Annotated in this window: 23 protein-coding genes; 16 read left to right on the forward strand and 7 right to left on the reverse strand. The window is 72.6% G+C overall.

Annotation, left to right across the window (positions count from 1 at the left end; translation table 11 throughout):
* Window positions 1–7: 7 nt before the first annotated feature.
* Window positions 8–1,510: a bifunctional phosphatase PAP2/diacylglycerol kinase family protein gene (locus P3L51_RS06025; RefSeq protein ID WP_354603998.1), complete on the reverse strand. Its 1,503-nt coding sequence runs from the start codon at window positions 1,508–1,510 to the stop codon at window positions 8–10.
* Between the two features lie 103 nt (window positions 1,511–1,613).
* Here P3L51_RS06025 and P3L51_RS06030 point away from each other — a divergent pair, with 103 nt between their 5' ends.
* From P3L51_RS06030 to P3L51_RS06040, 3 genes are all read left to right on the forward strand, one after another.
* Window positions 1,614–2,186: a TIGR03086 family metal-binding protein gene (locus P3L51_RS06030; RefSeq protein ID WP_354603999.1), complete on the forward strand. Its 573-nt coding sequence runs from the start codon at window positions 1,614–1,616 to the stop codon at window positions 2,184–2,186.
* 31 nt (window positions 2,187–2,217) lie between these two features.
* Complete coding sequence (locus P3L51_RS06035; RefSeq protein ID WP_354604000.1) at window positions 2,218–3,450, forward strand: aminotransferase class I/II-fold pyridoxal phosphate-dependent enzyme; 1,233 nt, start codon at window positions 2,218–2,220, stop codon at window positions 3,448–3,450.
* A gap of 106 nt (window positions 3,451–3,556) precedes the next feature.
* The gene (locus tag P3L51_RS06040) at window positions 3,557–4,678 is read left to right on the forward strand and encodes an MBL fold metallo-hydrolase (protein WP_354604001.1); all 1,122 of its coding nucleotides are present in this window, start codon (window positions 3,557–3,559) and stop codon (window positions 4,676–4,678) included.
* On the opposite strand, the gene P3L51_RS06045 is transcribed toward P3L51_RS06040, so the two are convergent.
* On the reverse strand, window positions 4,658–5,353 hold the full coding sequence (locus P3L51_RS06045; RefSeq protein WP_354604002.1) for a DedA family protein: 696 nt from the start codon (window positions 5,351–5,353) through the stop codon (window positions 4,658–4,660). The genes P3L51_RS06040 and P3L51_RS06045 overlap by 21 nt on opposite strands.
* A gap of 11 nt (window positions 5,354–5,364) precedes the next feature.
* Window positions 5,365–6,156 carry an MBL fold metallo-hydrolase gene (locus P3L51_RS06050; protein ID WP_354604003.1) on the reverse strand — a complete coding sequence of 264 codons (792 nt, stop codon included), beginning with the start codon at window positions 6,154–6,156 and terminating at the stop codon, window positions 5,365–5,367.
* Between the two features lie 228 nt (window positions 6,157–6,384).
* On the opposite strand from P3L51_RS06050, the gene P3L51_RS06055 reads away from it, so the two are divergent.
* The 4 genes from P3L51_RS06055 (at window position 6,385) to P3L51_RS06070 (ending at window position 9,916) form a co-directional block, all read left to right on the forward strand.
* Complete coding sequence (locus P3L51_RS06055) at window positions 6,385–6,789, forward strand: hypothetical protein (protein ID WP_354604004.1); 405 nt, start codon at window positions 6,385–6,387, stop codon at window positions 6,787–6,789.
* Window positions 6,790–6,955: 166 nt separating this feature from the next.
* Window positions 6,956–9,127 (forward strand): phage holin family protein, encoded by a 2,172-nt coding sequence (locus P3L51_RS06060; RefSeq protein ID WP_354604005.1) that lies wholly within the window; start codon window positions 6,956–6,958, stop codon window positions 9,125–9,127.
* Window positions 9,128–9,294: 167 nt separating this feature from the next.
* On the forward strand, window positions 9,295–9,660 hold the full coding sequence (locus P3L51_RS06065; protein ID WP_354604006.1) for a hypothetical protein: 366 nt from the start codon (window positions 9,295–9,297) through the stop codon (window positions 9,658–9,660).
* Between the two features lie 73 nt (window positions 9,661–9,733).
* Complete coding sequence (locus P3L51_RS06070) at window positions 9,734–9,916, forward strand: hypothetical protein (protein WP_354604007.1); 183 nt, start codon at window positions 9,734–9,736, stop codon at window positions 9,914–9,916.
* Between the two features lie 51 nt (window positions 9,917–9,967).
* Here the strand turns inward: P3L51_RS06070 and P3L51_RS06075 are convergent, their stop codons facing one another.
* Entirely contained in the window at window positions 9,968–10,795 is an 828-nt protein-coding gene (locus P3L51_RS06075) for a helix-turn-helix domain-containing protein (protein WP_354604008.1), read from the reverse strand.
* Between the two features lie 183 nt (window positions 10,796–10,978).
* On the opposite strand from P3L51_RS06075, the gene P3L51_RS06080 reads away from it, so the two are divergent.
* From P3L51_RS06080 to P3L51_RS06090, 3 genes are all read left to right on the forward strand, one after another.
* Window positions 10,979–12,823, forward strand: a complete 1,845-nt coding sequence (locus P3L51_RS06080) for a transketolase (RefSeq protein ID WP_354604009.1) — start codon at window positions 10,979–10,981, stop codon at window positions 12,821–12,823.
* 136 nt (window positions 12,824–12,959) lie between these two features.
* Window positions 12,960–13,256 (forward strand): DUF5133 domain-containing protein, encoded by a 297-nt coding sequence (locus P3L51_RS06085; RefSeq protein WP_354604010.1) that lies wholly within the window; start codon window positions 12,960–12,962, stop codon window positions 13,254–13,256.
* 6 nt (window positions 13,257–13,262) lie between these two features.
* Window positions 13,263–13,817, forward strand: coding sequence for a ferritin-like domain-containing protein (locus P3L51_RS06090; protein ID WP_354604011.1), 555 nt, complete (start codon window positions 13,263–13,265; stop codon window positions 13,815–13,817).
* A gap of 161 nt (window positions 13,818–13,978) precedes the next feature.
* Here the strand turns inward: P3L51_RS06090 and P3L51_RS06095 are convergent, their stop codons facing one another.
* Window positions 13,979–14,605 (reverse strand): LAETG motif-containing sortase-dependent surface protein, encoded by a 627-nt coding sequence (locus tag P3L51_RS06095; RefSeq protein ID WP_435594387.1) that lies wholly within the window; start codon window positions 14,603–14,605, stop codon window positions 13,979–13,981.
* Between the two features lie 274 nt (window positions 14,606–14,879).
* On the opposite strand from P3L51_RS06095, the gene P3L51_RS06100 reads away from it, so the two are divergent.
* The 6 genes from P3L51_RS06100 (at window position 14,880) to P3L51_RS06125 (ending at window position 20,343) form a co-directional block, all read left to right on the forward strand.
* Window positions 14,880–16,337 (forward strand): PQQ-dependent sugar dehydrogenase, encoded by a 1,458-nt coding sequence (locus P3L51_RS06100; protein ID WP_354604013.1) that lies wholly within the window; start codon window positions 14,880–14,882, stop codon window positions 16,335–16,337.
* Window positions 16,327–17,271, forward strand: a complete 945-nt coding sequence (locus P3L51_RS06105; protein ID WP_354604014.1) for a LamG-like jellyroll fold domain-containing protein — start codon at window positions 16,327–16,329, stop codon at window positions 17,269–17,271. The genes P3L51_RS06100 and P3L51_RS06105 overlap by 11 nt, the downstream gene beginning before the upstream one ends.
* 54 nt (window positions 17,272–17,325) lie before the next feature.
* A complete protein-coding gene (locus P3L51_RS06110; protein ID WP_354604015.1) occupies window positions 17,326–18,645 on the forward strand; it encodes an NAD(P)/FAD-dependent oxidoreductase in 1,320 nt (439 codons plus the stop codon).
* A gap of 3 nt (window positions 18,646–18,648) precedes the next feature.
* Entirely contained in the window at window positions 18,649–18,951 is a 303-nt protein-coding gene (locus tag P3L51_RS06115) for a 4a-hydroxytetrahydrobiopterin dehydratase (protein WP_354604016.1), read from the forward strand.
* Window positions 18,952–19,012: 61 nt separating this feature from the next.
* A complete protein-coding gene (locus P3L51_RS06120) occupies window positions 19,013–19,966 on the forward strand; it encodes an AraC family transcriptional regulator (RefSeq protein WP_354604017.1) in 954 nt (317 codons plus the stop codon).
* A gap of 29 nt (window positions 19,967–19,995) precedes the next feature.
* Window positions 19,996–20,343 carry a hypothetical protein gene (locus P3L51_RS06125; protein ID WP_354604018.1) on the forward strand — a complete coding sequence of 116 codons (348 nt, stop codon included), beginning with the start codon at window positions 19,996–19,998 and terminating at the stop codon, window positions 20,341–20,343.
* 13 nt (window positions 20,344–20,356) lie between these two features.
* On the opposite strand, the gene P3L51_RS06130 is transcribed toward P3L51_RS06125, so the two are convergent.
* Together P3L51_RS06130 and P3L51_RS06135 are read right to left on the reverse strand one after the other, a co-directional pair.
* Window positions 20,357–21,196, reverse strand: a complete 840-nt coding sequence (locus P3L51_RS06130; protein ID WP_354604019.1) for an aldo/keto reductase — start codon at window positions 21,194–21,196, stop codon at window positions 20,357–20,359.
* Between the two features lie 87 nt (window positions 21,197–21,283).
* The gene (locus tag P3L51_RS06135) at window positions 21,284–23,083 is read right to left on the reverse strand and encodes an AMP-dependent synthetase/ligase (RefSeq protein WP_354604020.1); all 1,800 of its coding nucleotides are present in this window, start codon (window positions 23,081–23,083) and stop codon (window positions 21,284–21,286) included.
* Window positions 23,084–23,387 lie beyond the last annotated feature (304 nt).

Genomic DNA, 23,387 nt, shown 5'->3' on the forward strand with positions numbered 1-23,387 from the left:
GCGGTGGTCACTGGAACGCGCGCGGGCGATAGACCGTCAGCGCCTCGTTCCCCTTGTCGATCGTCAACTCGACCGGGGACTCAGCCACTTCGCCGTCGAAGGCCAGCGGCGTACCGGGCGCGATCCCCGTGATCCGTACGCGCCGCATCCGCTCCGCCGCGTGCACCGGCGACCGGCTCAGCGGCCCGGCCGCCGCCGCCGCGAGCAGCCGCAGGCTCGGGAAGCTCCCGCCGTGCACGACCCGCACGTCCAGCAGACCGTCCGCGAGGTCGAGCCGGTGGCCGGGGGTGAACCCGAAGCGCTGGTAGATGCCGTTCCCGGCGAACAGCATCCACAGCGACCTTCGCCGGCCCTCGAACTCCGCCTCCAACTGATGCTGGCCACGCAGCACCTTCACCGCCGCCACGACCCCGGCGGGCCAGCCGCCGATCCGCGGCGACCAGTGCTCCCGTACACGCACCAGCTCCGGATAGACGCCCAGGCTGAAGGTGTTGAGGAAGTGGCCGCTCACCCCGTCGGGCCCGGTGAACCGCCCGAGGTCGACACGCACGGCGTCGCCCGCCGCGATCGCGCGGCACGTGTCCTGGAAGTCCTCGATCCCGAGGTCGTACGCGAAGTGGTTCAGCGTGCCGCCGGGGAACACCGCCAGCGGCAGCCGGTGCCGGGCGGCGACCACCGCGGCCCGGTTGACCGTGCCGTCACCGCCGACGATGCCGAGCGCGGCGCACCGCTCCGCTGCCTTCTCCAGCTCCGTGTTCACCTCCTCGGGATCGCACTCCACGAACTCCGCGAGCGGCAGCGAGTCGTGCAGCACGCCCGCTGAGTCCGACGAGCCCGACGCGCGATTGACCACGATCACCATGCCCTCGCCGTCCGGCGAGGCCGGCGCCTGCGCGTGCGGACGGCCCGGCGAGGGCAGCTGGGAGCGGGTCGGCACGATGCCACGTACCGCGAACGCCGCCCCCACCCCCAGCGCGGCGCCCACCAGCACGTCGCTCGGGTAGTGCACGCCCGTGTAGACGCGGGACGCCGCGACGGAGAACGCGAGCGGCGCCACCACCGCGCCCCAGCCCTTCGACTCCAGGGCGACCCCCGTGGCGAAGGCGGCGGCCGACGCCGCGTGCCCGGACGGGAACGAGGTGGTGATCGGCTGCCGCTTCAGCTGCCTGATCACCGGTACGGCGTCCAGGACGGGCCGCCGGCGCCGCACGGACCGCTTGCCGACGGTGTTGATCGCGGCCGAGGCCACGGCCAGCGAGGCCACCCCGCGCAGGGCGGCGCGCCGTGAGCGCTGCCCGCGCCCGACGAGAGCGATACCGGCGGCGGCGCCGAACCAGAGCAGGCCGTGGTTGGCGGAGCGGCTGAGCCGGGGCAGCACGGGTCCGGCGCCCGGCCAGTGCCGGTCCGCCGCCGACCGGAAGACCTGCTGGTCCCAGCCGGTGAGCAGCGTGGCGATTCTGGACCGGGTACCGGGACCGGCCGGGGTACGGCCCGCGTAGATGTCAGACATGGAACGCGGGTACCCCGAACGTCGTGGCCCCAAGCAGCGGCCGGAACCGGGCTGCGACCGGCCGGACTCGCGGGCGGCCGGGCGGCCGGGGAGAGTGGGGGACATGGACAATCCACTGCTGGACCGCCACGGTGAGGCGCTCGACCTCTTCACCGACCGGGTGCACGCCGTCGGCGCGGACCAGTGGGGCGCGTCGACGCCGTGCACCGCGTGGTCCGTACGCGACCTGGTGAACCACCTGACGGCCGAGCAGCTCTGGGTGCCCCCGCTGGTGGGCGAGGGCCGGACCATGACCGAGGTCGGCGACGCCTTCGCCGGCGACGTCCTCGGCGACGACCCGGTCGCCGCCTGGGACCGCGCGGCGGCGGGCGCGCGCGCCGCGTTCGCCGAGCGGGGCGCGCTGGACCGCCCGGTACAGCTCTCGTACGGCACGACCTCGGCCGACGCCTACTGCTCGCAGATGGTGCTCGACGCCGTCGTCCACACCTGGGACCTGTCGCGCGGGATCGGCGTGAACGAGCGGCTGCCCCTGCCGCTGGTCGACTTCGCGCTGGAGGAGGTCGAGCCGTACGCGGTGAGCCTGTCGCAGAGCGGTCTGTTCGACACCCCGCTGGATCCCCCACCGGACGCCGACACCCAGACCCGTCTGCTGGCGATGCTGGGCCGCGAGGCGTAGCCCTGTCGGCCCCGGTCCGGAGGTGGCGCGCATGAGGTCCACGGAGACGGCGGGGGCGGTGCACGAAGGACGCGGTCCCGTACGGTTCGGGCCCCTGGCCCCGGACTCGGGCCTGCCCGCCCTGCCCGAGCTCGTCGCGGTACTCGCCGACGCCGCCGGGCGGACCTCGCCCGAGCCGCCCGGCGGCGGACCGGTCCTGAGGGAGGCGGCCTGCGGCTACTGGTCGAGGCGCGGTCTGCCCGCGCATCCCCAGGAGGTCGCCGCGGCGGCCGGCGCGCAGCCGCTGCTCCTCGCCCTGCTCGCCGCGTACGGCGGAGACGTCCTGATGCCCCGCCCGCACCCGGCGTCCTGGGCACCGCAGGCCAGACTCCTGGGCCGCCCGGTCTTCGCGGTGCCGACCCCGGCGGAGTGCGGCGGCGTACCCGATCTGTACGCCCTCCTCGAGACGGTGCGCCGGGTACGGGCCGAGGGAGGCACCCCACGGCTGCTGCTGCTCTCGATCGCCGACGACCCCACCGGCACCGTCGCCCCGCCCGAACTTCTCAGGGAGGCGTGCGAGGCCGCCGTCGGCGAGGGCCTGCACATCATCAGCGACGAGACCTGGCGCGACACCCTGCACCGTCCGCACGAGACGGTGCCGCTCAGCCCCGCCGAGATGTGGCCCGACGACGTGACCGTCTTCTGCGACCTGGCGGGCGCGCTCACCCCGGCGTCGTGGCCGGCCGCCGTCGCCCGCTTCCCCGCCACGCCCGCCGGCGCCGCCCGCCGGGCCAGGACGGTGGACCACCTCACCGCGCTGGGCGCGCTCGTCGTCGGGCCGGTCGCCGCCGCTGCCGCCCACGCGCTGGACGAGCCGGCGGGTGTGACGGCGAGGGCCGCCGCGGCGGCGGCGCTGCACGCGCGCGTGGCCGCCGCCGTGCACCACGTCGTCCTCACCGCCGGGGCGCTGGCCAGGCCGCCGCAGGCGGGCCGTCATCTCTACGCGGACCTCGGGCCGTTGCGCCGCGGACTCGGCGCGCGGGGGGTCGGCGACTCCATGGAACTCGAAGAGTTCCTGGGCGAACGGCTGGGCGTGCCGGTGCCCGGCGGGCACCGGTTCGGGGACGAACTGGGCGCGCTGCGGGTGCGGCTCGACACCGGACCGCTGCTCGGGTCAACCCCGGAGCGGCGGACGGAGTCCCTCACCGCAGTGGAGCCGCTGGAACTGCCGCATGTCGCCGAAGGGCTCAGCGCTTTGACGGCGGCTCTGGGAGAGCTGCGCTGAGACCGCCGACCGCCGACCGCCGACCGCCCGACGACCGACCGAGCGCCCGACGACCCTGAAGCACCGCCCCGACGAACCGCGTCGCACCGCGCTGAACGGAGCTTCGATGACGGAACAGACCGATGGGACGGACCTCACAGGACGCGGGCGCGGGCACGGCACGCCCCCCGCCCCCTCCCGCCGCACGACACCCGCCGGGGCCGCACGCCCCGACAGGCCCGACCGACCCGCCGGGCCCGGTGGCACGCTCCGCCCGCCCGGCGAGGTCCGCCGCCACTGGCCCCGCTCCTTCGCCCACCGGCTGACCACCCCGCTCCCCGGCGTACGCGCGATGGCGAGGCTCGCCCGCGAGGGCGCCGCGCGGCCGGGCCCCGGCGCGCTGGACGCCGTCCCGCTGCTGCCCTTCGAACCGGGACCGGTGCCCGCCGCGGACACCGGCACCGTCGCCGTCACCTGGGTGGGGCACGCGAGTTGGGTGATCCGTATCGGCGGGCTCACCGTCCTGACCGACCCGGTGTGGTCGCGCCGGATCCTCGGCACGCCCGCGCGGATCACACCCGTCGGCGTCCGCTGGGAGGACCTGCCGCGCGTCGACGCGGTCGTCATCAGCCACAACCACTACGACCATCTCGACGCGCCCACGCTGCGACGGCTGCCGAGGAACACCCCGATGTTCGTGCCCGCCGGTCTCGCCCGCTGGTGCCGGCGCCGCCGCTTCACCCATGTCACCGAGCTGGACTGGTGGGAGGCCGTCGAACTGCCGGCCGGCGGCGGCACCGGCACCGTACGGTTCGATTTCGTCCCCGCCCACCACTGGTCGAAGCGCACCCTCACCGACACCTGCCGCTCCCTGTGGGGCGGTTGGGTGCTGAGCGACGGGACCACCGGGCAGCGTGTCTACTTCGCCGGGGACACCGGCTACGGGCACTGGTTCGCGGAGATCGGGCGCCGCCACCCGGGCATCGACCTCGCGCTGCTGCCCATCGGTGCGTACGAACCGCGCTGGTGGCTCAGTGACGTCCACGCGGACCCGGAGGAGGCCGTACAGGCGTGCCAGGACGTCGGCGCGCGGAACATGGCGCCCATGCACTGGGCGACGTTCGTGCTGTCGGCCGAACCCGTGCTGGAGCCGCTGGAGCGGGTCAGGGCCGCCTGGGAGCGGACCGGGAGACCACGCGGCCAACTGTGGGACCTGCCCGTCGGATCCTCACGCCTGCTGACCGTCTGACTCGGTCGGCGCGTCCGAGGCGGCCGGCCCGTCCGGCGTGCCCTTCCCGTCCGGCCGCGCGGACCCGTCCGCGCCCTTGCCGCGCCGCCGCAGCCCGCGCCAGACGGCGGGGCCACCGCTGATCAGCACCGTCAGCGCCACCGCCGCGACCACGCCCTCCCACGGCTCGTCGAAGAGCGAACCGCCGAGGATCCCGATCAGCTGGTACGTCGCCGCCCACGCCAGGCAGGCCGGAAGCGCCCCCTTGACGAACCGCGGCGTCGGCCACCGGGTGAGCAGGCACGCCAGCATCACCGGGATCCGTCCCGCGGGCACCAGCCGCGACAGCACCAGTACCGTCACGCCGTGCTCCCGCAGCTTGCGCTGCGTCTGTTCGAGCGTGTCGTCGGAGACCCGCCGCTCCAGCGCCGCCAGCCAGCGCGAGCCGTTCTTCGAGTTGACCCCGCGCCGGCCCAGCCAGTAGAGCGTGATGTCGCCGAGGAACGCCGCGAACGACGCCACCACGAATATGTAGAGCAGCGCGAGCGGCGCCGTCTGATGGAAGGCGACCACGGCCGCCGAACTCACCACGGCGCCCGTCGGCACCACCGGCACCAGCGCGCCCAGCGCCACCAGCAGGAACAGCGACGGATAGGTGACGGCCTGCTGCGCGGACTCCGACGGCAGCTGGCTCATGAGCTGGTCGATCACAGCGCGGCCCCCGGCCGCACACTCTCGCCGTGCCGCAGCCGGTGCACGGCGACCTCGGGCGCGCGCCGGGCCGCCTGGCGGACGAACTCGTCGCCGGGCGAATGGAATTCGTGCGGTCTGATCCCGTCCATTCCGATCGGCCAGAACGTGCCGTAGTGCACCGGCACGGCGGCGCCGGGGGCCAGCCTGGCCAGCGCCTCGGCCGCGCGGTCGGCGTTCAGATGACCGTGGCCCAGATGCGGCCCCCAGCCCCCCACCGGCAGCAGCGCCACATCGACCGGGCCCACGACATCCGCCATCTCGTCGAAGAGCCCGGTGTCGCCCGCGAAGTACGTCCGGCGCTCACCGGTGATCACATAGCCGAGCGCGGGGGAGCGCTGCGGTCCCACCGGCAGCCGCCGCCCGTCGTGGCACGCGGGCACGGCCCGTACCCACAGCGGCCCGATCTCCACCTCGTCACCCGCGTCGACCTCGGTGATCCGCAGACCGCCCGTCCGTCCGACGGCGTCGAGCCGCCGCAGTCCGGGCACCGCCCGCCTCGCGCCGCGCGGCACGATCAGCCGGGTGCCCGGCGCGAGCTTCGCCAGCGACGGCAGATGCAGATGGTCGGAGTGCAGATGCGAGACCAGGACGGCGTCCGCGACCGCGGCCTCCGGCGGCGGCACATCACCGCGCCGGCGGCGCAGGTGCGCCAGGCGGCGGGCGAAGAGCGGATCGGTCAGCACCCGGACACCGGAGTCCTCGACCGTGCAGGTGGCGTGACCCCACCAGGTGATGACATTTCCCAAAGCGGGACCTCAGCTCCGTCCGTATCCAGCTCTCAGCGTACGGCGGCCGGTGGCCGGCCCGTGCCCCGCACGCCTGAGGGCGTGCGCCTCTGGCACATCCGTGCGCCTGCCTGTGCCCGATACGCGCCTCCTTATGAGGGCCCGATCGGAGTAGGGTCGTCGAACACCGGGGGACAGGGGGCGGCTTCGGGGGAGCGGTCGGGTGAAGCGAAGCGGGGGGCCAGAAACATGGGCGAATTACGAGTGGCGGCCATAGCCAGCCTCACCCCGCTCGAAGAACTCGACCGCGAGCCGTTCCTGGTCGACATCCGCGGCCAGCAGGCGATGTGCGCGCGCTGGGCCGCCGACAAGGGATACGTCGTCACGCGACAACTCCTCCTCTACGGGATGCGCTCCGACCACTGCGGCCTCTGGGTCGATGTCGAGGCCGGCGAGATCGACGCCTTCGTCGTCCCCAGCGAACGGGTGCTCGACCGGGCGTTCGCGTCGGTCCCCGCCTTCTCCGCCGAGTGCGAGCGCCGTGGCATCCCCCTGGAGACCGTGGGGATGGACGAACCTTCGTACGACGCGACGTCGAAGGCCAGGGTCCATCGCAGGCTCTCCATGCCGACCGCGGGCTACGACGGCTGCTGAGGCCGTCCCGCCGCGTCCCTTCCAGCACGTCCCTTCCAGCCCGCCCCTTCGCGCCCGCCTCGTCACGCGTCAGCCTTTCGAGGAGACCGGCCCCGCCGCGCGCTGTGTCAGGCTGTGCATCGAGCCCGTGGAGGTGCGCGGGCCCTGGACGTGAGGTGAAGACGCGGTGTTCAAGGGTCGATGGCGGACCGCCGGCAGGGCCCTGGTGCGGGTGGTCGTCGTCTGGGCGGTGTCCACGCTGACCATGCTGGCGCTCGCCGGCATCCTGCCCGACTTCCAGCTCCAGGGCGCCGACGACAGCCTCACCAGGACCGCGATCACCGCCGCCTGGGGAGCGGGGGCCTTCGGTCTGCTCAGCGCGCTCGTCTGGCCCTTTCTGGTCCGCGCCCTGCTGCTCGTGCCCGCCCTGGTCCTCGGTCTGCTGGTCTTCTTCCTCAACGGCTCGCTGCTGCTGGTCGCGCTCAAACTCACCCCCGACGGCGGCGGCGCGGCCAACGCCGAGAACGCCGTCGTGGTCGCCGCCGTCATGTCCGCCGTCGCGTCGGCGACCTCCACCGCGCTCGCCGTCCGCGACGACAACGCCTACCGGCGCAGGCTCTCGCGCCTCGCCGAACGCCGCCGGCGCCGCAGCGGCGAGGCCAGCGCCCGTCGCGGCTACACGGCATCGCCCGGCACCCTCTTCCTCCAACTCGACGGCGTCGGGCACCAGGTGCTGCTCGACGCGGTCGCCGACGGCCACATGCCCACCGTCGCGGGCTGGCTCGGCGAGCGCCCCACGCACCGGCTCACCCCCTGGCGCACCGACTGGTCCAGCCAGACCGGCGCCAGCCAGCTCGGCATCCTGCACGGCAGCAACCACGACGTTCCCGCCTTCCGCTGGTACGAGAAGGAGAGCGGGCGGATCATGGTCAGCAACCGGCCCGCCAGCGCCGCCGAACTCCAGCGCAGGGCCGTCGAACACACCCGTGACGGCGGGCTCCTCACCCTCGACGGCGCCAGCCGCGGCAACCTCTTCAGCGGCGGCGCCGACCAGCTCGCGCTCGTCCTGTCGATGGCCGCGCGGCGCGGCAGGGCCACCCGCTCCCGGGCCGGCTACTTCGCGTACTTCACCGACCCGGCCAACGCCGTTCGTACGGCCGTCTCCTTCGTCGCCGAGGTCGGCCGCGAGGTCGGCCAGTCGACACACGCACGTATCCGCGGCGACCGGCCCAGGGTGGGCCGGGGCGGGCTCTACCCGTTCATCCGGGCCTTCGCGACCGTCGTCGAACGGGACGTCGTGGTCGCGGCGGTGATAGGGGACATGCTGGCCGGGCGCGCCGCCGTCTACGCCGACCTCGTCGCGTACGACGAGGTGGCCCACCACTCGGGACCGCACAGCCGCGACGCCACGCGGGTCCTGGAGCGGCTGGACCGCTCGATCGCGCTGCTGGCCAAGGTCGCCGACCACGCGCCGCGCTCGTACCGCCTCGTGCTCCTCTCGGACCACGGCCAGAGCCCCGGTGAGACCTTCCTGGGCGCGTACGGGCTGCCGCTCCGGGACCTCGTCCGGGCCGGCTGCGGGCTGCCCGTGCCGCGCCGCGCGGTGCGTACGAAAAGCGGTGCCGAGGCGCGCGACGCGGCGCGTGACGCCGTACGGACGGCCCTCCACCGCCCCGTGGAGGGCGACGAGGGTGAGGAGGGTGACGAGAAGCGCTCGGCGCGTGGCTCCGACCCGATCGTGCTCGCCTCGGGGAATCTGGGGCTGATCTCCTTCCCGGACGTCCCGGAGCGGATGAGCCGCGAGCAGATCGACGAACGTCACCCCGCGCTGCTGCGGACCCTCGCCAACCATCCCGGCATCGGCTTCCTCCTCGTACGGAGCGAGGCGAACGGCTCCGTGGTGCTCGGCCCCGCCGGGGCGGAGATCCCCGTCGCCAAGCTGGACGACACGGGGCTGCTGGCCACGATGGGGCCGGGCGCCGCCGACGCGGTCCGGCGCACCGACACCTTCCCGCATGTCGCGGACATCATGGTCAACTCGATGTACGACCCGGCGACGGGCCGCGTGCACGCCTTCGAGGAGCAGATCGGCTCCCACGGAGGACTCGGCGGGGAGCAGTCGAACGCCTTCCTGCTGTCGCCGCTGACCCTGCCCGCGCCGGTGCCCGGCGACGGCGATCTGGTGGGCGCGGAGCAGGTCCACGCGGTGCTGAAGCGCTGGCTGTACGACGGCCTGGGGCCGCAGATCCCCCTCGGCCGTACAGGCCGGCCCGGCCGTACAAGCCGACAGCCGGACCGGACACCGGCGGGTGGCACGGTGCCTCGGGAGGAGACGGAGCCGAGCCCCGAGGGCGCGTGACGTCCACGCGGTGACCGGTCGACCACACGGTGACCGGTACGGCGCCGGGCGACGCCACCCTCCACGGGTCGGCGTAACCCGTGTCCCTCGGGAGAGCGGTTCTCGGCCTCCCGGCGGGCACGGCGGCGGGCGGGGGCACAGGATGCACGATCAGGAGGTCGTGCGGAGTGAACAGCGCCCTGGAACCGCGCGGTGCCCGGCCCGCCACGGCGGGCCGTCCCGCCATGTGTGTCGTGCTGCTGGTGCTGTGCGCCCTCCTGGGGATGTCGCTCGACCCCTGCGCGCCGGCCGTGCGCGGCGCGGAACCCCGCCCGGCCGTGTCGACGGTGCCCGAGCCCGCGGGGGAGGGGCACCACGACACCACGGCGCTGGCCGCGCAGCTCGCGCCGGCCGGGGCCGGACGCGGGGCGGCGGGCCCGGGTGCAGGGACGCGCGGACGGGCGTCCCACCCTCCGTACGGAGGAGCCGTCGCCCCGTCGGGGAACGCTCCGGCCGCCCCGCCGGCCGTCCGCCGTGTGGTGCTGCGCTGCTGAGAGGTCCGGCACGTCCGCGTGCCCGTCGACCCCACCGGCCGGTCAACCCCCATCGCACCGCGAGGACAGAGCCATGCCCATCGACCCCTTCGCCGTACTCAACGCCCTGCTTCGCGCCGAGGCGGCGCGCAGCAGCGAGCACGAGACCAAGGCCCCGACCACCACCACCTCCACCGCGCCCGCACCCGCGCCCACCGCCGCCCCCGCCCCGGCCCGCACGTCCGAGCCCCGCCGGGACGGGCACGACAAGCCGTAAGGCGCATCCGGACCGGTCCGCCGGGGTCCGCCCGGTGGACCGGTCCCGCCCTCAGCCCAGCGCCGACATGAGGTACTTCGCCGTCGCCGGATCGGCGGGGAGGAACGTCTCGATCGCCAGCTCGGCGACCGTCACGTCCATCGGTGTGTTGAACGTCGCGATGGACGACAGGAACGTCAGCACCTGGCCCCCGTGCTCGATCCGCAGCGGCAGGGCGAAGTTCCCCAGCGCGAAGGCCGCCGCGTCGTCGGCGTCCTCGGCGTCGTCCGGACCGTCGTCGACCCCTTCCGGCGGCGGGTATGCGGCGACCTCCTCGTACACCGCCCGCAGCGCGTCGGAGCGGTCGAGCGCGATCTGCCGCTCCATCTGGTCCAGGAGGTGCCCGCGCCACTGCCGGAAATTGCGGATCCGACGCGCGGCCCCCTCCGGATGCAGGATGACGCGCATCGCGTTCACCGGCGGCACCAGCAGGTGCTCGGGCACGCCCTCCATGATCAGGGCGAGGCCACGATTGGCCGCCACCAGCGTGTACGTCCCGTCGACGACGAGCGCCGGATACGGCTCGTACCCGCGCAGCAGCCGCTCCAGCGCCTCCCGCACCACCGCCATCGACGGGTCGTCCAGCGCGGTCTCGGTGAAGCGGGGCGCGTACCCGGCCGCCAGCAGCAGGGCGTTGCGCTCCCGCACGGGTACGTCCAGGTGCTCCGAGAGCCGCAGGACCATGGCCTCGCTCGGCCGGGACCGGCCCGTCTCGACGAAGCTGATGTGACGGGCGGACGAGCCGGCGCGCAGAGCCAGCTCCAGCTGGCTGATCCGGCGTTGCTCACGCCAGCCCCTGAGCAGCGGCCCGACCCCGGTCGCCAGCGTACGAGATGTCATACGTGGACGGTAGCCGGGCGTGGCGGGCACCCGCTCGGAGTCCGGACGGCGCCCGCTTCGGCCGCCGCGTTCTGCGGGCTCCCCTCAGGTGGGGCAATCTGGTGGATAGGGGGTGGAACCGGCGTGGCCCGGCTGCCGCGCCCGGTCGTCTCTGTGAGGTGTCCCGTGAGGTTGAGGAGTGACATGCGTACCGAACTACTGACAGAACTGGCGCAGCAGCTCAGGGTCGACTCGGTCCGTGTCGCCGACCTGGCGGGCTCCGGACACCCCACCTCGTCGATGTCCGCCGCCGACATCGCCGCGGTGCTGCTGTCCAACCACCTCACGTACGACTTCGACCAGCCCGACCACCCGGGGAACGACCGGCTGATCTTCTCCAAGGGCCACGCCTCGCCGCTGCTGTACTCCATGTACCTCGCGGCCGGGGCCATCGACGAGTCGGAGTTCCGCACCTACCGCCGGGAAGGCAGCCGGCTCGAAGGCCACCCCACGCCCCGGCTCCCCTGGGTGGACGTGGCGACCGGCTCGCTCGGGCAGGGCCTGCCGGTGGGTGTCGGGATGGCGCTCGCCGGGCAGCGGCTCGGCAAGGCCCCGTACCGGGTATGGGTGCTCTGCGGCGACAGCGAGATGGCCGAGGGATCGATCTGGGAAGCCGCCGAGCACGCCGGGTACCAGCATCTCGACTCGCTGACGATGATCGTCGACGTGAACCGGCTCGGTCAGCGCGGACCCACCCGCCACGGCCACGATCTCGGCGCGTACGCCCGCAGACTGCACGCCTTCGGCTGGCACACCATCGAGATCGACGGCCATGACATCGAGGCGATCGAAGCGGCCTGCAACGAGGCGCGCTCCACCCTGGGGGAGCCGACGGCGATCATCGCCGCCACCATGAAGGGCCGGGGAGTCGCCTCTGTCGAGGACCGCGAGGGCATGCACGGCAAGCCTCTCCCTGACGCGGCGGGCGCCATCGAGGAGCTGGGCGGCCGGCGGTCCATGCGGGTCGAGGTGCGCAAGCCCACGGCGGCGCTCACCGACGCCCGGCCCGAGGTCGGCCATCTGAACCTGCCGCGCTTCGACGTGGGCGACGAGATCGCCACCCGTGACGCGTACGGGCAGGCCCTGACCGCGCTCGGCTCCGCGCGCGGCGACATCGTGGCGCTCGACGGCGAGGTCGGCGACTCGACCCGTACCGAGTTCTTCTCCAGGGAACACCCCGAGCGGTACTTCGAGCTGTACATCGCCGAGCAGCAGCTGGTGGCCGCCGCCGTCGGTATGCAGGCCTGCGGGCAGATCCCGTACGCCTCCACCTTCGCGGCCTTCCTGACCCGGGCCCACGACTTCCTGCGGATGGCCACGGTCGGCCGGGCCTCAATCAGTGTCGTCGGCTCGCACTCCGGCGTCTCCATCGGCCAGGACGGGCCCTCCCAGATGGGCCTCGAAGACCTCGCCATGTTCCGTTCCCTGCACGGCAGTACGGTGCTCCAGCCGTGCGACGCGAATCAGACGACCCGGCTCGTCGCCGCGATGGCCGAACTGGAGGGCGTCAGCTATCTGCGCACGCTGCGCGGGAAGACGCTGGTCATCTACGGCCCCGACGAGCAGTTCCCGGTCGGCGGGAGCAAGGTGCTGCGGCACTCCATCGACGACCGGATGACGCTCGTCGGCTCCGGGATCACCGTCCACGAGTGCCTCGTGGCGGCAGACCTGCTGGCCGCCGACGGCATCACGGTGCGGGTCATCGACATGTACTCGGTCAAGCCTGCCGACGAGGTCACCCTCCAGGCCGCCGCCGCCGACACCGGCTGTCTGATCACGGTGGAGGACCACCACCCGCAGGGCGGCCTGGGTGACGCCGTCGCCGAGGTCTTCTCCGACGGCCGCCCCGCGCCCCGGCTGGTACGGCTCGGCGTACGGAACATGCCGGGGTCCGCGACCCCCGAGGAGCAGCTGCGCGCCGCCGGGATCGACGCCGATTCGATCGCCGCGGCCGTGAAGCTCCTCACCGGAACGGCGATGGTGCGCTGACGGAGATGGCACCCGACCACGGAAAGTGTCCGTTTGCGGACAGCGGGTGAGCAGCGCAGTGTGGGGCGGGCCGGACAACTCTGTGTTTTTCCGTTGCCCGGTCAGCCGGGCCGACTTCGGGAATCGGGAGAAGAGCATGCTTCTGCCGGACAAGGCCGGGCTCGCCCAGCTGCTGCGCCGCTACCGGACCTGGGAGCGGCTGGTCCTGCGCGAGCCGCACAACTCGGTGCGCCGGCGACGGCTGGACGACGTCGCCTACACCCTGTGCGTGCTGATGGGGCACCGCACCGCCCATGAGGCGATTCGCGCGGCGGAGTCGTATCTCGACAGGAGCCCGCGGGGAGACCGGAAAATCCAGGCCCGGCGAATTCTGAGGGCCCGTCGGCACAACAGCGGCGACAGCGCCGACAGCAGCCGGAAAGAAAGGATGTAAACGGTCATGGCCGAATTCCTCACCGACATCGAGACGATTCGCGACCGCGCGCGCAAGGAGATCGAGAAGGGTCCCGTGACGGACGCCTACGGGGCGGATGTCGGGCGTGTCATCCAGGTTCTGAACGAGGCGCTGGCCACCGAGATCGTCTGCGTCCTGCGCTACAAGCGGCATTACTACACGGCGACGGGGCTGTACGCGGAGCCGGTCGCCGCGGAATTCCTGGAACACGCGGGCGAGGAACAGGAGCACGCGGACAAGCTGGCCGAGCGGATCGTGCAGCTCGGCGGCGAGCCCGACTTCAATCCGGACACCCTGACCAAGCGCTCGCACGCGGAGTACGACGCGAGCATGGACCTGATCGAGATGATCAAGGAGGACCTGGTGGCCGAGCGGGTGGCCATCGCGTCCTACACGGAGATCGCGCAGTGGCTGGGCAACGGCGACCCCACCACGCGCCGGGTCTTCGAGGATCTGCTCGCGCAGGAGGAGGAGCACGCGGACGACCTGCGGGGGCTGCTGGAGCGGCTGCCGGGCGTCGCCAAGTCCGCCAAGCCCTGACGGGGTCGTCCCCCGCGCCGCGACGGCTCGCGCGCCCCGGGAAACGGCACCGCCGCCGGCCGGCGGGCACTCAGGTGCCCGTCGGCCGACGGCGGTTCTGCGTCCGTCGGCGGTTGTGCCCGCCGTCTGACGGCAGTTGTCAGCGATGGTCGCGCGGTGGGTCAGTGCCCCACGGCGCGGCGCTTGCGCGCGGCCCACGTGATGCCCGCACCGGCCACGAGTATGACGGCGGCGGCGCCCGCGATCAGCGGCGTGGTGCTGGAGGAACCCGTCTCGGCGAGGTCGTCACCGGCGGGGCTGGGCTGCGACGAGGGAACCTCGGCCGCGGCGCTCGTCTTGCTCGGCTCGGGCTTCGCCTCGGTCGGCGTGGGCTCGGGCTCGTCCGTCGGCGGCGTCGTGGACGGCGTCGGCTCCGGCTCCGGCTCGGTGCCCTCACAGACCGGCGCGGTCTTGGTGTCGTCGAGCGAACCGTCGTTGCCCGAACCGTCCACCACCACGAGGTGGAGGGACAGTTCCTTCGTGTGCTTGGGCAGTTCGATCTTCTTGTGGAACTCGCCACCGAACTTCTCGGTGGGCAGCAGGTCCTTGCCGTCGACCGTCAGGGTCACCGTGTTCTCTTTGCCGGCGGTGTAGTTGACGAGATCGACGCTCACCTCCGAGCAGGTCACGGCCCAGGCCGGGGTGTGCGCCACCGCCGGGGCGACGAAGAGACCGACACCGAGCGCGCTCGCCGCCGCGACCGTCACGAGCGCCCCGGGGCGTCGCCACGATCTGTTGAATACAGTCACTGAATCCTCCGCGTTGACCGCGCCGTCCAGGATGACGGCGCGCGCGCACAGTACCGCCATTGGAGGCCGACTCCCCACGCACCCCTACCGACTTGACCGTCTCATGGGGCTGTTGTGCCCGAAATCGGTGTGCGCGCCACTTTGCTCGCTCCGAGCCCCTTGCCGCGCCTCTTCCTCGTTTGCAACTTGGCGCGGATACTTCGCTGGAAGCGCTTTCTACGCGGCCGGGGGCCGAATGCCCGAGCCGTACGTCCGAGCCGATGAGGTGAGCGGGATGCCCAAGCCCGGAACAACAGGGAGAAGCCGACTGGCCATCGCGGCGGGGGTGTTGCTGATGGCGCTGTTCGTGCCGCCGGCCGCCGCGCGTGAGGACGGGCCGATCGCCGATCCGCTGCCCGATCCGACACTCTCCGAAATTGGCCTGGTTCTTGACGAGTTCTCGACGCTCCCCAAGTCGGCACCGGTACCGCCACCGACCGACGACCGGCTGAAGCGCTGGGCCCGGATCAACTTCGTCGGTGAAGTCCCCGACGGATCGGGCCGGTTGTACGTCCCCGACCTCAACGGCAAGCTGCACCTGCTGGACAGCGCGGGCACGCCCACCGAATACCTGGACGTCGGCGCGGCCTTCGGCCCCGACTTCTGGTCCCACCAGGGGCTCGGCAGCGGCTTCGGATTCGTCGCGTTCCACCCGGAGTTCGCCGACAACGGCAAGCTCTACACCGTCCACACCGAGGCCAGGGGCGCGCTCTCCAAACGCCCGGACCTGCCGTCGGGCGGGGTCACGGTCGTCCACAGCGTGGTCACGGAGTGGACGGCCGACGACCCGGCCGCCGCCACCTTCACCGGCTCGCGCCGTGAGGTGATGCGGCTCGGCTTCCAGAGCACCATCCACGACATCCAGGAGATCAACTTCAACCCCAACTCCCGCCCCGGGGACGAGGACTACGGTCTGCTCTACATCGCGGCCGGGGACGGCGGAGCGGGCTGGCGCAGTTCGGTGCCGCAGGATCTGTACGTACCGCAGGGCAAGATCCTGCGCATCGACCCGAACGGTCGCAACGGCCCCGGCGGCAAGTACGGCATCCCGCCGTCCAACCCCTTCGTCCAGCGGCAGTACGTGCTCGGCGAGATCTACGCGTACGGCTTCCGCGACCCCCACCGGTTCAGCTGGGACTCCGGCGGCAGCGGCCAGATGTTCGTCGGGAACATCGGGGAGCACCGCATCGAGTCCGTGTACGACGTCAGGGCCGGGGACAACCTGGGCTGGAGCGACCGCGAGGGCCCCTTCGAGTTCCGCAAGGAGGGCAACCCGACCTGTGGCGTCTACCAACTCCCGGACAACGACGAGCAGTACGGCTACACGTATCCGGTCGCGGCCTTCGACCACGTCCCGCCGCCGGCCACACCGTGCGCCGACAGCGGCAACGCGCTGATCGGCGGCTTCGTCTACCGGGGCGCGGGGATCCCCGAGTTGCGGGGCAAGTACGTCTACGGCGAAGGCGTCGGGGGCCGGATCTTCTACTCCGACGTGGCGGACATGCGCCGCGGCGGGCCGCTCGCCGAGGTCCACCAGTTCAAGGTCCTGGACGCGGCGGGTGCCACGACCTCGATGGCGGCGCTGGCCGGCGACAAGCGGGTCGATCTGCGGTTCGGCACGGACCGCGCGGGTGAGCTGTACGTCCTCGCGAAGGCCAACGGCACGATCTGGAAGGTGACCGATGCGCGCTGACACTCCCAGGCGACGGATCGCCCCGACCCTCGCTCTGGCCACGATGCTGCTGGTCACGGCCTTCGCCCCGGCGGACGGCACATCGAGTCCGGGCGGGCCCGCGCATCCGCCGCGCCCCGTCGCCGCGTACGACTTCGAACACCCCGTCCCCGGCGACCCGGCCCGCGAGCGGGACCGGGGCCGCTCGGGCACCACGCTCGACCTGGTCAACGGCGGCGACCGGGCACGGGTCAGGGACGACGAGCGGCACGGCCGTGTCCTGCGTACGCGCCAGGTCTCGCCCGCGACCGCGAGCACCGACGACTGGAAGGCCGGCGTGTACGGCCCGCAGGGGGTGCCGACCCTCGGGGCCTTCAACGGAGCACGACAGGCCACCGTCATGGGCTGGTTCCGGATGACCGCCGACAATCCCGCGCCCAACTCCAACACCCCCGACCCGGACGACCGTTACAACGCGATCGGCCTCGCCGGGATCCTCTCGGGCACCTCGCAGGGCCACGACGTACGCGCCCTGCTCGAACTCATCACGGTCGACGGGGAGATGAAGGTCGTCGCGCTCGGCCGCCGCCTGGACGGCGGGAGTTCACAGACGTTCGCCGCCGACGCCGACTGGCGGCGGATCCTGCCGCCCGACACCTGGGTGTCCCTCGCCGCGACGTTCGACTTCGACACCGGCACGATGGCGCTGTACCACGACGGCCGCCCGCTGCCCGGCCGGTACGTCGTGCCCGGCGACCCGTGGGCGGTGGAAGGACCACCCGAACCCGACGCCGCGTCGCCCACCGATCCGCGCGGCATCAAGATCGGCGGCAGCTATCCGCAGAACACCCAGGAGGGCAATCCCTGCGACTGCCGCATGGACGACCTGATGTTCTTCGACCGGGCGCTGACGCCCGCCGAGATCATGTCGCAGTACCGGCGGACGGGAGGATAATGAGGGAGGGGGCAGCAGTCCGTACGACCCGATACGCACAGTCCGGAGTCGAACGTGAGCCGTTCCCGCACAGTCGTCGTCGGAGCCGGATTCGCCGGCTTCGAGGCCGCCCGTACGCTCTCCCGGCGCGTACGGGACGAGGCCGAAGTCGTCCTGCTCAACCCCACCGACTACTTCCTCTACCTGCCGCTCCTGCCCCAGGTGGCCGCCGGAATCCTGGAACCGCGCCGGGTGACCGTCCCCCTCCCCGGCTCGCTGCCCCGCGTACGCCTCGTACTCGGCGAGGCGCGGCACATCGATCTGGACAACCGGCTCGTGCGGTACACCGGCCCCGAGGGCGAGCGGGGCGAGCTGACGTACGACCGGCTCGTCCTCGCCGTCGGCAGCGTCAACAAGCTCCTGCCGATCCCCGGCGTCGCCGAGTACGCGCACGGCTTCCGGGGCCTGCCCGAAGCCCTGTACCTGCGCGACCACGTCACCCGCCAGATCGAACTCGCCGCCGCCGCAGACCCCGCCGAGAGCGCCACGCGCACCACCTTCGTGGTGGTCGGCGCGGGCTACACCGGCACCGAGGTCGCCGCCCAGGGCAAGCTGTTCACCGACGCCCTGATCCGCGGACAGCCCGGCTGGGAAAGGAGACTGACCCCCCGCTGGCTGCTCCTGGACATCGCGCCCAGGGTCCTGCCCGAGCTGGACCCCAGACTCTCCCGCACCGCCGCCCGAGTGCTCCGCGGACGCGGCGTCGACGTCCGTACCGGCACCTCGGTCCTGGAGGCCACCCCCAAGGGCGTCCAGCTCGACGACGGGGACTTCGTCGAGACCCGGACCCTCGTCTGGTGCGTGGGCGTACGGCCCGACCCCCTGGTCGCCGAGGTCGGACTGCCCGTCGAACGCGGCAGGCTGCTCGTCGACCCGCAGCTCGGCGTGCCCGGCCACCCCGAGGTCTTCGCGTGCGGGGACGCGGCCGCCGTACCCGACCTGACCAGGCCCGGCCGGTACACCCCCATGACCGCGCAGCACGCGGCCCGCCAGGGCAAGGTGGCCGGCCGCAACGTGGCCGCGTCCCTCGGGTACGGGGAGCGGCAGACGTACGCCCACCACGACCTCGGCTTCCTCGTCGACCTCGGCGGGGTCAAGGCCGCGGCCAACCCCCTCGGGGTACCGCTCTCCGGCGCCCTCGCCGGGGCCGTCACCCGCGGCTACCACCTGGCGGCCATGCCGGGGAACCGGGTGCGGGTCGCGGCGGATTGGATGCTCGACGCCGTACTGCCCCGGCAGTCCGTGCAGCTCGGGCTCGTACGCTCCTACACGGTGCCGCTCGACACCGCGTCCCCCGAACTGGCGAGGGTCCCCGGCGGACCTCGTGAGGAGTGAGCCATGGCGCAGGAATCGCTGACACCGCAGGAGATCGAGGACCGGCTGGCGGCGCTGCCCGAGTGGTCCGTGGAAGACGGGAGACTCACCCGGAGCTACCGGCTCGCCGACCACTTCGCCGCGACGGCGATGGTCGTGCACGTCGCGGCGATCCAGCAGGAGCTGAACCACCACTCCGATCTCACCCTCGGTTACAACACCGTCGACGTGGCGGTGAATTCGCACGACGTGGGCGGCATCACCGACCGTGACTTCGATCTGGCCGTACGGGTCGAGGAGATCGCGCCCTCGCACGCCGCCGGCTGAGGCGGCGACGGCCCGAGGACGGCCCGGCGACGGCCCGAGGACAGGCCCTAACCTGGCCGGTATGGACGTTCTCGCCGGACTTCTCGACGGACCCCGTGCCCGCGGGGCCTTCCTGCTGCGGATGGTGATGGAACCGCCGTGGTCCGTACGGATCGAGGACCACGCCCCGCTCTGCCTGATGTGCGTCACCCGCGGCGAGGCCTGGATCGTCCACGCGAACCGGGCGCCCGTCCCGCTGCGCCCCGGCGACATCGCGATCGTGCGTGGCCCGGAGGCGTACACCGTCACCGACGCCCCCGGCAGCACGCCGCACGCCCTCATCGGCCCCGGCGGCACCTGCCACACCCTGCACGGCGAACCGCTCGCGCAGTCCATGCGGCTGGGCGTGCGGACCTGGGGCAACGCCCTCGACGGGTCGTCGACGATGCTCGTCGGTACCTACCAGATGGCGGGCGAGGTCAGCCGGCGGCTGCTCGACGCGCTGCCCGACGTGGTCCACCTGCCCGCCGACGCGTGGAACTGTCCGCTCCTGCCGGTCCTGGACGAGGAGATCTCACGGGACGACCCCGGCCAGAGCGTCGTCCTCGACCGGGTGCTGGACCTGCTGCTGATCGCCGCGCTGCGCACCTGGTTCTCCCGCCCCGACGCGGCGGCGCCCCGCTGGTACCGGGCGATGGGCGACCCCGTGGTGGGCCGGGCGCTGCGGCTGCTCCAGAACGAACCGGCCCACCCCTGGACCGTCGCGTCTCTCGCGGCGAAGTGCGGGGTCTCCCGCGCCGCGCTCGCCCGGCGCTTCACCGCCCTGGTGGGGGAGTCGCCGATGGCGTATCTCGCCGACTGGCGGCTGTCGTTGGCCGCCGACCGGCTGCGGGAGACGGACGCGACGGTCGAATCGATCGCCCGGGAGGTCGGCTACGGCGGCTCGTTCGCGCTGAGCGCGGCGTTCAAACGGGTACGGGGCATCAGCCCACAGGAACACCGCGTGGGGAAAGCGGAGTTGGTGACCGGGGGATAACCCCGGACGGCCTTCGGCTGCCGTCCCGAGTGACGGGAATCCCGGCCGCCGCGACAGTTCGAGCACGAACCCGACGGGCCGGACGGGCCGGACCCGGGGCCCTGTCCACGACACCCGCACCTGCGCGGATCGTCTTCGGCGGGCTGATCGTCTTCGCGGTCCCGGCCGCCGTCGTACGGCGCGGCACACCCGGATCGGCCGCGCTGGTGACCGCCGGGACCGTGGTGATGGCCCTCGGTGTGGGCTTCGGCCGCAACCACTGCGCGGTGCCGCTGGGCATGGTCCGCCCGCTCACGGGACTGTCGCCGCTCGGCCGCGAGCTCGACGGCCCCGCCGCCCTCACCCGCCGGACGGACCGAAGCCCGTCCGGCGGGTAGGGACACCCGCGGCTCAGATGTCGAACGTGTCCGGGTCCCCGCCCAGCCGCGTGCCGGAGTCCAGGGCGGCCAGTGCCGCCAGGTCCTCGGTGTCCAGCTCGAAGCCGAACGAGTCGAAGTTCTCCTTGATCCGCGACGGTGTCACGGACTTCGGGATCGCCACATGGCCGAGCTGGAGGTGCCAGCGCAGCACGATCTGCGCGGCCGTCCTGTCGTGCTTCCGGGCGATCGCCAGCACCGTCGGGACCTCCAGCAGCCCCTTGCCGGAGCCCAGCGGCGACCAGGCCTCCGTCACGATGCCGTGCTCGGCGTCGACGGCGCGCACCTCGGCCTGCTGGAACTGCGGGTGCAGCTCCACCTGGTTGACCGCGGGCACGACCGACGTCTCGTCCAACAGCCGCCGCAGTTGCGGCGGCTGGAAGTTGGACACACCGACGGCCCTGGCCCGGCCGCTCTCGGCGATCTCCTCGAACGCGCGCCAGATGGTGAGGTAGTCGTCCCGCATGGCGCGCGGCCAGTGGATCAGATACAGGTCGACATGGTCGAGAGCGAGCCTCGACAGGGACGCGTCGAACGCGCGCAGGACGCTGTCGCGTGTCCAGGTCTCCTTCTTGGAGTTCCACAGCTTGGTGGTGACGAAGAGTTCTTCGCGGGCGATCCCGGAGGCGCCGATCGCCTTGCCCGTGCCCTCTTCGTTCCGGTAGATCTCGGCCGTGTCGATGCTGCGGTAGCCGGCCTCCAGGGCCGTACTCACCGCCCGCGTCGCTTCGTCGTCGGGGACCTGCCAGACACCGAACCCCAGTTGGGGCATTTCGACGCCGTTGTTGAGGGTGAGGGAGGGGACCATACTCACGTGCGGTCGATCCTTACGTCGTCGGTTGGTTCTCAGGGGGACAACGAACACGGGCCCTCCCGCATTCCCGCTCCCGCGTACTCCCGCTCAGCGGTAGAGCGCGTTCACCTCGACCGCGTACGCCGTCTCGATCGCCTTGCGCTTGAGTTTCAGCGACGGTGTCAGCAGACCGTGCTCCTCGCTGAAGGGATGCGCCAGGATCCGGAAGGTACGGATCGACTCGGCCTGCGACACCGCCGTGTTGGCCGCCACCACCGCGCGCCGGACCTCCAGCTCCAGATCCGGGTCGCGCACCAGGTCCGCCGGGCGCAGCCGTCCTTTGTTCCGTATCGCCAGCCAGTGCTCGACCGCCTCCTGGTCCACGGTCACCAGCGCGGCGATGTAGGGCCGGTCGTTGCCGACCACGATGCACTGGGCGACCAGCGGATGGGCCCGTACGCGCTCCTCAAGTCCTGTCGGCGACACGCTCTTGCCGCCCGACGTCACCAGGATCTCCTTCTTCCGCCCGGTGATGGTCAGATAGCCGTCCTCGTCGAGCGCGCCGAGGTCGCCGGTGGCGAGCCAGCCGTCGCGCAGCACGGCGTCGGTGGCCTTCGGATCGTTGAGATAGCCCCCGAAGACATGCGGGCCGTGCAGCCACACCTCGCCGTCCTTCGCGATGCGCACGGTGGTGCCGGGAACGGGCCGGCCCACCGTCCCGTACCGCACGCGCTCCGGCGGGTTCGCCGTCGCCGCCGCGCTCGACTCCGTCAGGCCGTACCCCTCGAAGACCGTGACACCGGCGCCCTCGAAGAACAGGCCGAGCCGCCGGTCCATCCCCGAACCGCCCGACATCGCGTGTCGCACCCGGCCGCCCATGGCGTCGCGCACCTTCGAGTACACGGCCTTCTCGAAGAACTGGTGCTGGATCCGCAGCCCCGTCGACGGGCCGGGGCCGAGCCCGAACGCCCGGTGCTCCATCGCCTCCGCGTGCCTCACCGCCACGTCCACGGCCTTGTCGAAGGGCCCCGTCCTCCCCTCACGCTCCGCCTTGCGGCGCGCGGCGTGGAAGATCTTCTCGAAGATGTACGGCACCGCCAGGATGAAGCTCGGCCGGAACGCGGCCAGATCCGGCAGCAGCTCACCGGCCCGCATCACCGGCTGGTGGCCGAGCTTCACCCGCCCCCGGATCGCGGCGATCTCGACCATCCGCCCGAAGACGTGCGCCAGCGGCAGGAAGAGCAGCGTCGATGCCTCGTCGCCGCGCTTGGAGTGGAAGACGGGCTCCCAGCGGGCGATCATCGTGTCCGTCTCGAACATGAAGTTCGCGTGCGTGATCACACAGCCCTTGGGGCGGCCGGTGGTGCCCGAGGTGTAGATGACCGTGGCGGTCGAGTCGGGTGTCACCGCTCGCCGGTGCCGGTGCACCACGTCCTCGTCGATCTCGGCGCCCGCGCCGGTCAGTTCGGCGACGGCTCCGGTGTCCAGCTGCCACAGCCGCTTGAGGCGGGGGAGCCGGTCGATCACCGAGCCGACGGTCATCGCGTGGTCCTCGTGCTCGACCACGCAGGCCGTCACCTCGGCGTCGTACAGCATCCAGAAGACCTGCTCGGCGGAGGACGTCGGGTAGACCGGTACGGACTGGGCGCCGACCGACCAGAGCGCGAAGTCGAAGACCGTCCACTCGTACCGGGTGCGGGACATGATCGCGACCCGGTCGCCGAACCGGATGCCGTGCGCCAGCAACCCCTTCGCCAGGGCGAGTACCTCGTCGCGGAACTCGGCCGAACTCACGTTCCGCCACACGCCGTCGGCGCCCTTGCGGCCGAGCGCGACCCGGCCGGGATCGGTGATCGCATGATCGAATACGACGTCCGCGAGCCCACCCACATGGGGCGCAGACGCCATGGGTCGGACAGTGAACTCGCGCAATGACCTGCTCCTTGTGGCGCTCCGTACGGCGCCGTGACGGTATCCCAGTGAGCTGTCCGGCGGCAGGGAGCGGACGGAAGTGGTGCCTTGCTGTATCGCTCCAGGTCAGAGGCGGGAGGAGGGTCCCGGAGAGAGGCTGGGGGGCGGGCTTCTGACCGTAGGGTAAGTGCGCTTGGAGGGAATCTCCACCGAATCTGTACGGTGCGATTACGCCCCCCACCTGGGGCGGGGGGCTTGGCCTGTACCAGCGCCCCGGCCCGGCGAGTTCTCGTCGGTGGCG

Source organism: Streptomyces panacea (genome assembly GCF_040560175.1).
Classification (GTDB): domain Bacteria; phylum Actinomycetota; class Actinomycetes; order Streptomycetales; family Streptomycetaceae; genus Streptomyces; species Streptomyces panacea.